Here is a 13,356-nt window from a genome sequence, read left to right on the forward strand (position 1 = left end):
AAGCCTTAGGGTGTGAGCTTCCTAGTACGGGATAATTACTTACCACCTCTAAACTTTAGCAGTGAACGTTTTTCTAGTAATTGCTAACGGACAACACCGTTATGTTGAACTTGAGCAATTAACAATAAGGTTAATTGGAACAAGGGTGGAACCACGAATTCAACACTCGTCCCTTTTTATGGGATGAGTGTTTTTTATTTTGAAAAAAAAGAGGAGTGACCAGTGATGGCAGATGTAGTTAAAATTACTTTCCCTGATGGAGCTGTGAAGGAGTTTCCAAAAGGAGTAACAACTGAAGAAATCGCAGCTTCTATTAGCCCAGGCTTAAAGAAAAAAGCTGTGGCTGGAAAATTAAACGATGAGATGATCGATCTTGTTACACCAATCGAAGAAGATGGTGCAGTTTCTATTATTACATTAGATTCTGAAGATGGCTTATATATTTTACGCCACTCAACAGCTCACCTTTTAGCACAAGCGTTAAAACGTTTATATAAAGATGTTAAGCTTGAGCTTGGCATTGGTCCAGTAATCGAAAATGGCTTCTACTACGATATTGATATGGAAGAAGCAATTACAGTTGAAGACTTCAAGAAAATCGAAAAAGAAATGCAAAAAATCGTGAACGAAAACTTAGAAATCGTTCGTCATGAAGTACCGCGTGCAGAAGCACTTCGTCGCTTTGAAGAAATCGGCGATGAGTTAAAATTAGATTTAATTAACGATCTTCCAGAAGATGCAGTTATTTCAATCTATGAGCAAGGCGAATTCTTCGACCTTTGCCGTGGTGTTCACCTTCCATCTACAGGGAAGATTAAAGTGTTTAAATTATTAAGTGTTGCTGGTGCTTACTGGCGCGGCGATAGCAATAATAAAATGTTACAACGTATTTACGGTACTGGATTCGTTAAGAAAGCAGAATTAGATGAGCACTTACGTATGCTTGAAGAAGCGAAAGAGCGCGATCACCGTAAATTAGGTAAAGAGTTAAAACTATTTACTAATAGCCAAAAAGTAGGACAAGGTTTACCACTTTGGTTACCAAAAGGTGCAACAATTCGCCGTATTATCGAGCGTTACATCGTTGATAAAGAAGCAAGCTTAGGCTATGATCACGTATACACTCCAGTATTAGGAAGTAGAGAGCTTTATGAAACTTCTGGTCACTGGAACCATTACCGTGATGGCATGTTCCCATCAATGGAAATGGATAATGAAGAGTTAGTTCTTCGTCCAATGAACTGCCCTCACCATATGATGGTTTATAAAAATGATATTCACAGCTACCGTGAATTACCAATCCGTATTGCGGAACTTGGAACAATGCACCGCTATGAAATGTCTGGAGCATTATCTGGATTACAACGTGTACGCGGAATGACTTTAAATGATGCGCACATTTTCGTTCGTCCAGATCAAATTAAAGAAGAATTAAAACGTGTTGTAAACTTAACGTTAGAAGTGTACAAAGATTTCGGTTTAGAAAACTATTCATTCCGTCTATCTTATCGTGACCCAGCAGATACTAAAAAGTATTATGCTGATGATGAGATGTGGGAAAAAGCACAAGGTATGTTAAAAGAAGCTATGGATGAAATGGGTCTTGATTACTATGAAGCTGAAGGTGAAGCGGCATTCTATGGTCCGAAACTTGACGTTCAAGTTCGTACTGCTCTTGGAAAAGACGAAACACTTTCAACTGTACAATTAGACTTCTTACTTCCAGAACGCTTTGAATTAACTTACGTTGGTGAAGACGGTAAACAACATCGTCCAGTTGTAATTCACCGTGGTGTTGTATCAACTATGGAACGTTTCGTAGCCTTCTTAATTGAAGAATACAAAGGCGCATTCCCAACTTGGTTAGCTCCAGTTCAGGCGCAAGTAATTCCAGTTTCTCCGCAAGTACATTTAGACTATGCGAAGAAAGTACAAGATGAATTACGACGTGCTGGTATCCGTGTTGAATTAGACACTCGTGAAGAGAAAATTGGTTACAAAATCCGTGAAGCACAAATGCAAAAGATTCCGTACATGCTTGTAGTAGGTGACAATGAAGTTACTGAAAATGGCGTTAACGTACGTAAATATGGTGAACAAAAATCAGAAACAATCGCATTAGATGCGTTTGTTGACATGATTAAGGTAGAAGGAAAACGATAAGAAAGAGCCGCGGTATACCGCGGCTTTTTTATGTATTATAAAAAAGAAAATCTAGAAAAAATAACCAAACAATACTTATCATAAAAAAGTATTGCAAGTATGCTGGTTGTTTGTTACAATATTTCTTGTTGTTAGTAAAACACATCGCGTCTTCTTGACAGACGTCATGTCCTATGATAAACTCATCAAGGATAATAGAATATGGTTTTGACAAGTAGAAGCACCCGCTTCTCACCTGATGGACGCATTCGCAGTTAGCAGGTAAATGTATTTCTTACTAAAGATATTACAAGTGTGGGTGCCGTGTGCCCGCACTTTTTTTGTTCGGGTTCTACAATTGCAAAACGTATTCTAAGAAAACCTTGGAGGTGGCTTACTATTAGCAAGGATATGATGATTAACGAGCAAATTCGTGCACGTGAAGTACGCTTAGTTGGCGCAAACGGCGATCAACTTGGAATCAAGTCTCGTAATGACGCTTTAGACTTAGCTGCAGGTCTTAATCTTGATTTAGTATTGGTTGCTCCAAATGCGAAACCACCAGTATGCCGCATTATGGACTACGGTAAATTCCGCTTTGAGCAACAGAAGAAAGAAAAAGAACAGCGCAAAAATCAAAAAGTAATTAGCATGAAAGAAGTTCGTTTAAGTCCAACAATTGATGAACATGACTTTAACACAAAACTTCGTAATGCTGTCAAGTTTTTAGAGAAAGGCGACAAGGTTAAAGCGTCAATTCGCTTTAAAGGACGTGCCATTACTCATAAAGAAATCGGTCAACGTGTTTTAGATCGCTTCTCAGAAGCTTGTGCTGAAGTTAGTACAATTGAATCTAAGCCTAAAATGGAAGGACGTAGTATGTTCTTAGTTTTAGCACCGAAAAACGATAAGTAATAGATAGAGGAGGAAATACCTATGCCTAAACAAAAAACTCATCGCGGCGCTGCAAAGCGTTTCAAAAAGACTGGATCTGGTAAACTGAAGCGTTCTCACGCTTACACAAGCCATTTATTCGCTAACAAATCTACAAAAGCTAAACGTAAACTACGTAAAGCTGGTGTAGTTAGCGCTGGTGACTTCAAACGCATTCGTCAAATGCTTGACAACTTAAAATAAGTTCGGCTGATATATAGAACAAACTAGGAGGTAATATTATGCCAAGAGTAAAAGGTGGTACAGTTACTCGTCAACGTCGTAAAAAAGTTATAAAATTAGCAAAAGGTTACTACGGTTCTAAGAGTACATTATTTAAGGTTGCTAACCAACAGGTTATGAAATCTCTAATGTATGCATTCCGTGACCGTCGTCAAAAGAAACGTGACTTCCGTAAATTATGGATTACACGTATCAACGCAGCAGCTCGTATGAATGGTCTTTCTTACAGCCGCTTAATGCACGGTTTAAAAAATGCTGGCATCGAAGTTAACCGCAAGATGCTTGCTGACTTAGCTGTTCATGACGAAAAAGCTTTCGCTGAATTAGCAACAGTTGCAAAAAACAACATTAACTAATTGTTTAAAACCTTAGAAGATTTTCTTCTAAGGTTTTTTTATTTGTATTTATTGTAAAATCAGCCACTTATTATCGTTATTTCTTGCTCAAGTATATTAAGATGTGCTTGTAAGAATTTTTGTAACGATAACGTGGAGACTTTTACATGAAAGTAGGAAAGATTAACGGATGTGTCGTTATCGATATGACAAAATCAATATAAAAGCTATAGCGATATAAAAGAATATATATATAAACTCAGGAGAATCCTCCTGACTTTTTTTATTTGAACTCATTCGTGAGAAGTGCATCTTTCCTAGCAGAAACGACACTGCTATAATGGAAAGATGATATGGAACTTTCATCAAGTGAACAATATATGAGTGATGATTGAAACGTATTTGCAAATTAAGGACAAGCTATCTTTATAAAGATGTAGGTAGCTGACTTGTTAATAAGAAACGAAAAATAATAATGAACTTTGAGATGAAACAACATTGTTGCGGAAAATGCGATGTTGGAGGAGGACAATAGAATGGACTTACTACAACTATTTAAATTACAAAAAGAATTAGATGACCGTATTGTGAAAGAACATGACTTACAACCGAAAAAATTGTTAAAAGAAAAAATGTTAGCTCTTCTTGTAGAAATTGGAGAACTTGCAAATGAAACACGTTGTTTTAAATATTGGAGCAATAAACCAGCTTCAGAACGTGAAGTAATATTAGAAGAATACGTAGATGGTTTACATTTTATTTTATCAATCGGAATCGATTTAGGAATTGATAAAAACTTCTTATTCTATAAATGTGCGCAAACGAATAAAACACAAGTGGAAATTTTCTTAGACACATATGCGAAAGTAATTCGTTTTACAGATCAACCTTCTATTACGAACTATATTGAACTATTTACAAGCTATCTTCGCCTTGGACAAGCGCTTGAATTTGAACAAGATGAAATTGAAAAAGCATATTTGGATAAAAATGAAGTAAATCATCAGCGTCAAACACAAGGATACTAATTTAATTTTTGAATATTTCAATTTCCTTTTGTATAATAAAGTGACTGAAGAAAAAGGAGGGTGTTGGCAATGATAAAATTAGACGAGACATTGACAATGCTAAAAGAATTAACAGACGCACGCGGTATTGCGGGTAACGAGCGCGAACCACGTGAAGTAATGAAGAAATATATTGAGCCGTTTGCAGATGAACTTTCTACTGACAATTTAGGAAGTTTAGTTGCGAAAAAAGTTGGGGAAGAAAACGGCCCGAAAATTATGGTTGCAGGTCATTTAGATGAAGTCGGATTTATGATTACGCAAATTGATGACAAAGGCTTCCTTCGTTTCCAAACGGTGGGTGGCTGGTGGTCGCAAGTTATGCTTGCACAGCGCGTAACGATTGTAACGCGTAAAGGAGATGTAACAGGTGTAATTGGTTCAAAACCACCGCACATTTTACCTCCAGAAGCTCGTAAAAAGCCAGTTGAAATTAAAGACATGTTCATCGATATTGGTGCTTCTAGCCAAGAAGAAGCGATGGAGTGGGGCATACGACCAGGAGATCAAGTTGTACCGTACTTCGAATTCCAAGTGATGAAGAATGAAAAGATGTTACTTGCAAAAGCATGGGATAACCGAATTGGTTGTGCAATTGCAATTGACGTATTAAAACAATTAAAAGATGAAAAGCATCCAAACGTTGTATACGGCGTTGGGACTGTACAAGAAGAAGTTGGTCTTCGTGGTGCGAAAACATCTGCAAACTATATTAAGCCAGATATCGCATTCGCAGTAGATGTAGGTATTGCTGGTGATACACCAGGTGTAACGGCAAAAGAAGCACAAAGTAAAATGGGTGATGGTCCGCAGATCATTCTATATGATGCTTCTGTTATTGGTCATACAGGTTTACGTGATTTCGTTGTTGATGTTGCGGATGAATTACAAATTCCATATCAGTATGATTCTGTAGCGGGCGGGGGAACGGACGCAGGAGCAATTCACATTTCTGTAAATGGTATCCCATCTATGGCAATTACGATTGCGACACGCTACATTCATTCTCATGCAGCGATGTTACATCGTGATGATTATGAAAACGCGGTGAAGTTAATTGTAGAAGTTATTAAACGTCTTGATAAAGAGGCTGTACATAACATTACATTTAATTAATAGAAAAAAGCGAAGGATAACCTCCTTCGCTTTTTTCATTTTTAAAACGGTCTTTCTAATCCTGCTGCAGTATGAGCTCCTAAAATAATTAAGCGAGTTAATTGCATTGCCATGAAATGTGGGGTATAAATCATGCCTCTTTTTAACCATGACATAATCATTCCGATATGAGCGCCTGTAACATAACTAATAAGAATATCACGAGGGACCATAAGGTCTTCATCATCTGGCTGGGAAATAGATAGGCTTAATGTTAAATGTGTTTGAATTGTTTTCATCATTTTATAAGAATAGTTTCCAGCTGCCTTATCGCCGAGCATAACGTTATAGAAATTAGTATTATCTGCGATATGCTCAAACAAAGCTAAAAAAGTTGGATGCGGTGAATCAAAAGTGAGCTGAAAATCTTCTTTATTTCGATTTTGTGGTTTAATTACTGCAGCTAGTTTTTCTAACATTTCTTCTATGCTTTTTTCTAATAAATCATATTTATCATGGTAATGGCTATAAAATGTAGCACGATTTACAGGAGCGCGTTCCGCGATATGTTGCACAGTTACATTTTCGAAGCCCTTTTCGCCTACTAAAGCGACAAAAGCATCCTGTATGAGTTGTCTCGTTCGTTTTACACGTGGATCATTTGTATTTTTAATAGACATTTTTACTTCACCTCGTTTAATTTTTTAACCTTAAACAACACATGTATAGTGTAATGTTGTTTAAACAACATATAGGTTTAAATTGTTGGTTGTAGATTCGGGATAATTATTTATAATTATAAACGATAGTCCTTTAGAAATCAGCACCGCTAGGATGCAGACAAAACATAGTTTGCGTCGTAAAAGGTGTGCTTTTTTTGTTTAAAGGTTAATATAATTAACAATTAAACAATATAAACACTAAGGATATAAATAGTTTAGAAAAAAATTATATGCGATATAAGGAGAGGAATGCAATGAATCAGTTTCGAAGAATGGTAATTATCAACATTATCACATTAATTGTATTAGTTGGCGGCGGTATTGGCGGTTATTACTATTACAATCAAGCGGAAAACTATTTAAAAACAGAAAATGCAAAGATTGACGGGAAAGTAATCCCAATTGCATCACCAGTAGCAGGTAAATTAACAGACTGGAAAGCTGAAGTCGGAAAAAATTACAATGAGAACGATAAATTAGGTGCGGTTACTGTAGCAGGAGCAAATGGTGAGCAAACAGTAGATGTAACAATTCCGCAAAATGCAACAGTTGTACAATCAAATGCAACAACTAATGCGTTCGTTGGGGCAGGTAGCCCAATTGCTTATGCATTTGATATGAGCAATTTATGGGTAACAGCAAATATTGAAGAAACAAATATTGATGATGTTCAAAAAGGCCAAACAGTAGATGTGTATGTAGACGCATACCCAGATACAACGTTAACGGGAAAAGTAGAACAAGTTGGATTAACAACGGCGAATACATTCTCGATGTTGCCATCAAGTAACGCAACAGCAAACTATACGAAAGTAAAGCAAGTTGTACCAGTTAAAGTTTCTTTAGATCATAGTAAATCAGTAAATATTGTTCCTGGAATGAATGTGTCAGTTCGTATTCATAAGTAAGGGGGAGATGAGATGTCCTCAATTGCAATTGTAGGATATGCACTATTTTGTATAATCGTCTTCTTCCTTGTAAATCGTCTTTTACGAAAGAAAAAAACGAATTTGGGAGAAGAACAAGTCCCAGCCGTAAGTAAGATAGAAGTAAGTCAAGCAGAAACAGTAGAGAAAGAACTTGAACAAAAACAAGAAACAGAAGCTTCTAACGTAGTGGAATTAGAAACAGGGAAGCAAGAGCAAGTAAAACAGGAAAAAGAAATGCTGAAGAGACAATTGCCGGTAGAGAATGTGAATGTAAAGGCAGTTGTAGCTGTATTAATTCTCGGTATGTTCGTTTCTATTTTAAACCAAACGATCATTAATGTTGCACTGCCTCCATTAATGAATGAATTTAACGTATCAACTTCAACAGCACAATGGTTAATTACAGGCTTCATGCTTGTAAACGGAATTTTAGTACCAATCAGTGCATTTTTAGTTTCACGATTTACGTATCGTAAATTATTCATAGCAGCAATGTTATTCTTCACTGTAGGATCTATCATTTGTGCTACATCAGGAAACTTTACAATGATGATGACAGGCCGTGTTGTTCAAGCGGTTGGTGCAGGTATTTTAATGCCAGTTGGTATGAATATCTTCATGACATTATTCCCGCCTAATAAACGCGGAGCAGCTATGGGGTTACTTGGGGTAGCGATGATTTTAGCACCAGCTATCGGACCAACTGTAACAGGTTGGGTAATTGAAAACTATAGCTGGAACTTAATGTTCTATGGGATGTTTGTTATCGGTTTAATTATTACGTTCTTATCTTTTAAATTCTTTACACTAGCTCAGCCAGTGTCCAAAACAAAGTTAGATGTATTCGGTGTTATTAGTTCAAGTATTGGACTAGGTAGCTTACTGTACGGATTTAGTGAAGCTGGAAATAATGGCTGGACTAGTGCAGAAGTTGTTATAACACTTATCATCGGTGTCATTGGTTTAGCTGTATTTATTTGGAGAGAGTTAACAACAGACAATAAAATGCTTGATTTACAAGTGTTTAAATATCCGACGTTCACTTTCACATTAGTAATTAACGCGATTGTAACGATGGCCTTATTCGGAGGTATGTTATTACTTCCAGTATACTTGCAAAACATTCGCGGTTTTACGCCGATGGAATCTGGTTTATTATTACTTCCAGGATCATTAATTATGGGGATCATGGGACCAGTTGCAGGTAAACTATTCGATAAGTATGGTATTCGTCCGTTAGCAATTGTCGGATTAGCCATTACAACATATGCGACATATAAATTTACAACGTTATCGATGGATACACCGTATAGCGTTATTATGACGGATTATATTATACGCTCAATTGGTATGTCATTCATTATGATGCCAATTATGACAGCTGGTATGAATGCACTGCCGATGAAATTAATTTCTCACGGTACAGCAACGCAAAATACGTCAAGACAAGTAGCTGGTTCAATTGGAACAGCGATATTAATCACGCTTATGACGCAACAAACTACTGCTCACGTAGCGGATTACGGCAATATGTTAACAACGTCAAACCCGATTTTAGTTGATAAAGTACACGGTATGGGCCAAAGCTTAGCGGCATTAGCCGGATCAGCTCAAGCAGGAGATGCGATGAGTACACAACTATTATTCGGACAAATTTCAAAGCTATCTGCAATTAACGGTATTAACGATGCCTTCTTAATTGCAACAATATTAGCCGGTATTGCTTGGGTGTTATCGTTCTTCTTACCATCAGGCAATAAACCAAATAGAAAAGCAGGGAATTAATTTCCCTGCTTTTTTGCCTTTTTAAAGAGTAAGATATAAAAAATGATAACCAGCTACGGAGCACAGCCCTGTTATAAACAAAATTGTTCCCATAGCACGAATGCTGGATATTTGTCTTCCACTTATAATAGCTAATAGTCCAGCTAAAGAGAAGAAACACCAATATAAAGTTCCTGAAATTGGAACCATCCCCTCTAAATCTATTCCAAAACCTATACAAATGATAGGAACAACAATAAGCGATATGCTAATTAAACCAGCTATAATAGTAAGTGATTTACGATATTTAATGCCAGCAATAATTAAAAAAATGCCAACGATGAATTGGCATAACATCAAAGTAAGAGCCAAAACCATCCAAGTTAATATTCCAAACACTTCTGTATTACCTCCGATAAAATATTATATATAGAATGAATCCCCTACAGACATAAGTACCCAGAAAATAACCCCTAATATGCCAGCGATAAAAATAATGAATCCCATATTACGTATACTTTTAATCTTTGCCTGTAATCCATTTAATCCTGCCAATAATCCAGTTAAAGAAAACAGTATCCAATATAAAGTAGTTGAAATAGGGAGGATCGTATCGCTATTCACCCCCATGCCCCAAAAAACAAAAGGTAGTGTGACAAAAGATAGGATAAGTAGCCCCATTAAACCCACAAATAATTTAAGATGTTTAATGCTAGTAATAATTAAAAAAATACCACCGAAAAATCCGCATAAAACAAGAAGTGGCATATAAAAAATCCAAAGTAAGCTCGACATAAATAATCTCCTTCTATGGTGATGAGTTATATTTTACTACATGAGGTTTATTTTGGATATTATTAATAAATATGTATAAATTGATAGAAATGAGAAGTGATGATACGAATTAATAAAAGAGGTATCGCGATGACACCTCTTTCTAACTCAAGAATGCTAACATATTATTCATAATATGAAATAACATAGCTGGAATAATGGATTTTGTTTTTTTACATAAAATAGCCATTAATAATCCCATGAAGAAAGTAATTACCATTACTCCAAGTGAGTATGTATGAGCGATACCGAAGAAGAAGCTTGTTATGATGGCTGCAATCCAAAATGGAAAGCGTTCTGAGAAGAAGCGAAGTATAAAACCACGGAAAATAAGCTCTTCAAAAATTGGTGTGAGTATAGCGAAGCCGAGAAGTAATAATATTTGATACTGCTTAAAAACGTCTAAGTTTAGTGCGGAAGATTGCTGCTTTGTTGCGTCTTGGAACACATAATTTAACAAGATGTAATTGAGTATAATGTTTATAGCGAAGAAAAGAAGTAAGTATACGTATGTACGCCATTCTTTAAATACTTTAAAGTTAAAAGATTTTAGTAGTAATTTTTTTGCGGGTTCGAATTTAAAAATGAAGAATAACAACACGGCTAGTTGTAATACGATACTTGCAGTATTTGCAATAGATTCATACAGGGCAATTTGTTTTTTATCTGTAAGACCGGCTGTATAAATTGTTAAGGGCATTGCGAGGAACACAGTAATAAGTCCGGTTCCGAAAAAAGCGAATAAAACGGAGCTAATAAATTGTCCCCATGACATAGAGTATTTCTGCTCATTAGAAAGTTGTGTAACGGGTTGCATTTGTAAAATCACCTCTTTATATTTGTATATTTAATTATAAAGTATTTTACTTTTGAGTGTAACATTTAAATATTACATACAAAGGTGTATTTTTCGCAAAATAATAAAAGAGGTATCACCCTATAGTGATGCCTCTTTCTCATTGATAACTATGTTCTGCCTTGTCATTCAATTTCTTTTGCTCTATTTGTAATTCACGCTCTACCAATCGGTCTAATTGCTGAATTGCTTTCAATGCTTTTTCATAAGAAATAGTTCTATAATGGTGTGCGCCACCTGGTTCTTCATCGGCTTCATCCGCCCACTTAATAACATTTTGTAGAGGTGTTCTTTCAAGTGTTTGTTCTAGTAGGAAAGAATCAGTGTGCAGAAGAATTGCAACAGAAATTTCTTTTGCTAGTTTAGGATGTTCTCCTAATCTAATAAGCAATTTATGAGATCTTTCTGCCCCTTTAATCGCATGTATATCATTCTTTTTGTACAAGTCATAGTCCCATTCGCCGCCTGTGTACCACGTATGATGTCCGATATCATGAAGGAAGCCAGCCTTTGTCGCAGCATCGACTGAGGCGTGATGCTTTTTGGCTAAGTGAAACGCATGGTAAGCGACAGCAATCGCGTGGACCATTCCAGAACGGTTTACATATTTTTGTGTAATGTGATGTTTAAAAACTTGTTCAAGCGTAATACGTTGCATAAAACATTCACTCCTTTTATCCCGCTTTAACGGGCAATAAGATTCCCACCTTAAAATTTAGCGAATACGAGGAAGTTAGGTGGGGAATCAACTGCCCGTAAAAGCCCGATTGGTTCAACTAATAATCAGTGTGGGGGGGACCCCCACTGATTAAAGTTTCACTTTATCTAATGATGTACATGAAAAAAAATCGATCGGTTTAAATGTATTTTGAATATTGTACTCCATCGGGGTAGCGTTAGTAAAGTAGAAATGTTTAGGAGAAGAAAAATTTTATAGACATAAAAGGTCACCTTAGTTTTTTTTCTAAGGTGACCTTTTATTGCTTATTTTTTTAATCCTTGCTCCAGTGTTCCTAACATTTCGTGTTTTTCATTTTCATCAGCATTTTTCCAAATGACTTCGAATAAAACGCCAAGACCTGGAAGCATTTTTTCTTCACCGCTTTGAATTGCATCGACAATCGTTTCTTGTAATTGGTCTTGTGAATTTCCAGATACATTCGCTAATACCGCGCCGCGTAAATTAAAACTCATTATCTTCACCTCTTCTTCAGAATTGAAACTGACGTTAGTTTTTGTTCTTTTTTATGTAAATATGTATGAAAAATAGGCTATAATGATAAGACAAGAAGAGAGGGAAATACATATTATGAAAAACATTGATTCAGTACAAAACCCGCGTGTGAAGCAGTGGAAAAAGCTGCAGACGAAAAAAGAGCGCGATAACAAAGCTTTATTTTTTGTAGAAGGATTCCATTTAGTAGAGGAAGCGTTAAAGGCAGGAGTTGTAACAGAACTTATCGTTTCAGATCAGACAGATCTTCCGAAAGATTGGACAGTTAATGATGTTGAAATGTATATTGTGCCTGAAGCAATTGTAAAAGTACTTCGCGAAACAGAAACAACGCAAGGTGTATTTGCTGTTTGTGAGAAACATGAGAAAGAAGTAGCTCTTACTGATGGGAAATTTCTTTTATTAGACGGCCTTCAAGACCCAGGTAATTTGGGAACGATTATTCGTACAGCGGATGCAGCGGGTATTCATGCCGTTGTGCTTGGAGAAGGGTGCGTTGATGTTTATAATAGTAAAGTACTACGATCTACACAAGGTTCTATTTTCCACTTACCGGTTGTGAAAGGGAACTTAGAAGAATGGGTAGACAAGTTAAAAGAAAATAATGTCCCTGTATATGGAACAGCTCTTGAAAATGGAGTTCCATTTGGTGAAGTAACCCCGGCTGGAAGTTTTGCATTAATTGTAGGGAATGAAGGAAGCGGCGTACGCCAAGAAATTCTTGCGAAAAGTGATCAAAACTTGTATATTCCGATTTACGGCGGGGCAGAATCATTAAATGTTGCGGTTGCAGCAGGGATTTTAACGTATTATTTACAAAGCCCAGTTGCGAATCGATAAAAAACTTCTTATAATAAGTTGAAGTACATGTTCATAAAAAAGTGGTGAAATGAGTATCGAACTTTTTTGAACATATAATAAAAGTATATTAATGAAAAACGTTGATAGAGAAGAGTAGCTTACAAAATCGCCATATAGGGAGAGAGTGCCGTAGACTGAAAGCATTCTTATGGTAGATGGAAGTGAATTCACCTCTGGAGTTGGCGCCAGGACCATTTATATGTAAAGGCGTTCCGGTCAGAATTGATCGTTATAACTAATGAGTGGGCAGACTTGTTCTGTCAATTTAGGGTGGTACCGCGAATTTACCTCGTCCCTTTTTGGGAGCGGGGTTTTTTTATTTTTAAAATTAGGAGGGTTCC

The 13,356-nt window shown here is 36.4% G+C and carries 15 protein-coding genes and 3 other annotated features (1 of these 18 only partly in view); of the genes, 9 read left to right on the plus strand and 6 right to left on the minus strand.

Annotation, left to right across the window (positions count from 1 at the left end):
• Positions 1-177, plus strand: a binding site (T-box leader); it begins 51 nt to the left of the window's first position.
• Positions 178-225: 48 nt separating this feature from the next.
• The 6 genes from thrS to MHH66_RS03960 all read left to right on the plus strand — a co-directional run bounded on the left by thrS (position 226) and on the right by MHH66_RS03960 (position 5,836).
• Positions 226-2,163: a threonine--tRNA ligase gene (gene thrS / locus MHH66_RS03935; RefSeq protein WP_002034275.1), complete on the plus strand. Its 1,938-nt coding sequence runs from the start codon at positions 226-228 to the stop codon at positions 2,161-2,163.
• 206 nt (positions 2,164-2,369) lie between these two features.
• Positions 2,370-2,490: a sequence feature (ribosomal protein L20 leader region), on the plus strand.
• Between the two features lie 63 nt (positions 2,491-2,553).
• Positions 2,554-3,057 (plus strand): translation initiation factor IF-3, encoded by a 504-nt coding sequence (gene infC, locus MHH66_RS03940; protein ID WP_002015470.1) that lies wholly within the window; start codon positions 2,554-2,556, stop codon positions 3,055-3,057.
• Positions 3,058-3,078: 21 nt separating this feature from the next.
• A complete protein-coding gene (gene rpmI, locus MHH66_RS03945; protein ID WP_001125945.1) occupies positions 3,079-3,279 on the plus strand; it encodes a 50S ribosomal protein L35 in 201 nt (66 codons plus the stop codon).
• A 38-nt stretch (positions 3,280-3,317) separates the two neighbouring features.
• Positions 3,318-3,674, plus strand: a complete 357-nt coding sequence (gene rplT, locus MHH66_RS03950; protein ID WP_001138364.1) for a 50S ribosomal protein L20 — start codon at positions 3,318-3,320, stop codon at positions 3,672-3,674.
• A 515-nt stretch (positions 3,675-4,189) separates the two neighbouring features.
• Positions 4,190-4,681 (plus strand): dUTP diphosphatase, encoded by a 492-nt coding sequence (locus tag MHH66_RS03955; RefSeq protein ID WP_002015469.1) that lies wholly within the window; start codon positions 4,190-4,192, stop codon positions 4,679-4,681.
• Positions 4,682-4,750: 69 nt separating this feature from the next.
• On the plus strand, positions 4,751-5,836 hold the full coding sequence (locus tag MHH66_RS03960; RefSeq protein ID WP_002088917.1) for a M42 family metallopeptidase: 1,086 nt from the start codon (positions 4,751-4,753) through the stop codon (positions 5,834-5,836).
• Between the two features lie 41 nt (positions 5,837-5,877).
• On the opposite strand, the gene MHH66_RS03965 is transcribed toward MHH66_RS03960, so the two are convergent.
• Positions 5,878-6,495, minus strand: coding sequence for a TetR/AcrR family transcriptional regulator (locus tag MHH66_RS03965; RefSeq protein WP_002015467.1), 618 nt, complete (start codon positions 6,493-6,495; stop codon positions 5,878-5,880).
• A gap of 296 nt (positions 6,496-6,791) precedes the next feature.
• Here MHH66_RS03965 and MHH66_RS03970 point away from each other — a divergent pair, with 296 nt between their 5' ends.
• Both MHH66_RS03970 and MHH66_RS03975 read left to right on the plus strand, forming a co-directional pair.
• Positions 6,792-7,445: an HlyD family secretion protein gene (locus tag MHH66_RS03970; RefSeq protein ID WP_002190842.1), complete on the plus strand. Its 654-nt coding sequence runs from the start codon at positions 6,792-6,794 to the stop codon at positions 7,443-7,445.
• Between the two features lie 12 nt (positions 7,446-7,457).
• Positions 7,458-9,251, plus strand: a complete 1,794-nt coding sequence (locus MHH66_RS03975) for a DHA2 family efflux MFS transporter permease subunit (protein WP_063218382.1) — start codon at positions 7,458-7,460, stop codon at positions 9,249-9,251.
• 21 nt (positions 9,252-9,272) lie between these two features.
• Here the strand turns inward: MHH66_RS03975 and MHH66_RS03980 are convergent, their stop codons facing one another.
• From MHH66_RS03980 to sspI, 5 genes are all read right to left on the minus strand, one after another.
• Complete coding sequence (locus MHH66_RS03980; protein WP_016102978.1) at positions 9,273-9,629, minus strand: hypothetical protein; 357 nt, start codon at positions 9,627-9,629, stop codon at positions 9,273-9,275.
• Between the two features lie 24 nt (positions 9,630-9,653).
• A complete protein-coding gene (locus MHH66_RS03985; protein ID WP_063218383.1) occupies positions 9,654-10,025 on the minus strand; it encodes a hypothetical protein in 372 nt (123 codons plus the stop codon).
• A gap of 142 nt (positions 10,026-10,167) precedes the next feature.
• On the minus strand, positions 10,168-10,881 hold the full coding sequence (locus tag MHH66_RS03990) for a CPBP family intramembrane glutamic endopeptidase (protein ID WP_078185050.1): 714 nt from the start codon (positions 10,879-10,881) through the stop codon (positions 10,168-10,170).
• A 139-nt stretch (positions 10,882-11,020) separates the two neighbouring features.
• Positions 11,021-11,578: an HD domain-containing protein gene (locus tag MHH66_RS03995; RefSeq protein ID WP_002067431.1), complete on the minus strand. Its 558-nt coding sequence runs from the start codon at positions 11,576-11,578 to the stop codon at positions 11,021-11,023.
• Positions 11,579-11,904: 326 nt separating this feature from the next.
• Positions 11,905-12,114, minus strand: a complete 210-nt coding sequence (sspI, locus tag MHH66_RS04000) for a small acid-soluble spore protein SspI (protein WP_000009511.1) — start codon at positions 12,112-12,114, stop codon at positions 11,905-11,907.
• A gap of 82 nt (positions 12,115-12,196) precedes the next feature.
• Between sspI and MHH66_RS04005 the strand changes: the two genes are divergently transcribed.
• Positions 12,197-12,994, plus strand: coding sequence for a TrmH family RNA methyltransferase (locus MHH66_RS04005; protein ID WP_002015458.1), 798 nt, complete (start codon positions 12,197-12,199; stop codon positions 12,992-12,994).
• A 92-nt stretch (positions 12,995-13,086) separates the two neighbouring features.
• Positions 13,087-13,315 (plus strand) — a binding site (T-box leader).
• Positions 13,316-13,356: the final 41 nt, after the last annotated feature.

The sequence above is a fragment of the Bacillus sp. FSL H8-0492 genome (assembly GCF_038006145.1).
In the GTDB taxonomy this organism is placed as follows: Bacteria; Bacillota; Bacilli; order Bacillales; family Bacillaceae_G; genus Bacillus_A; species Bacillus_A mycoides.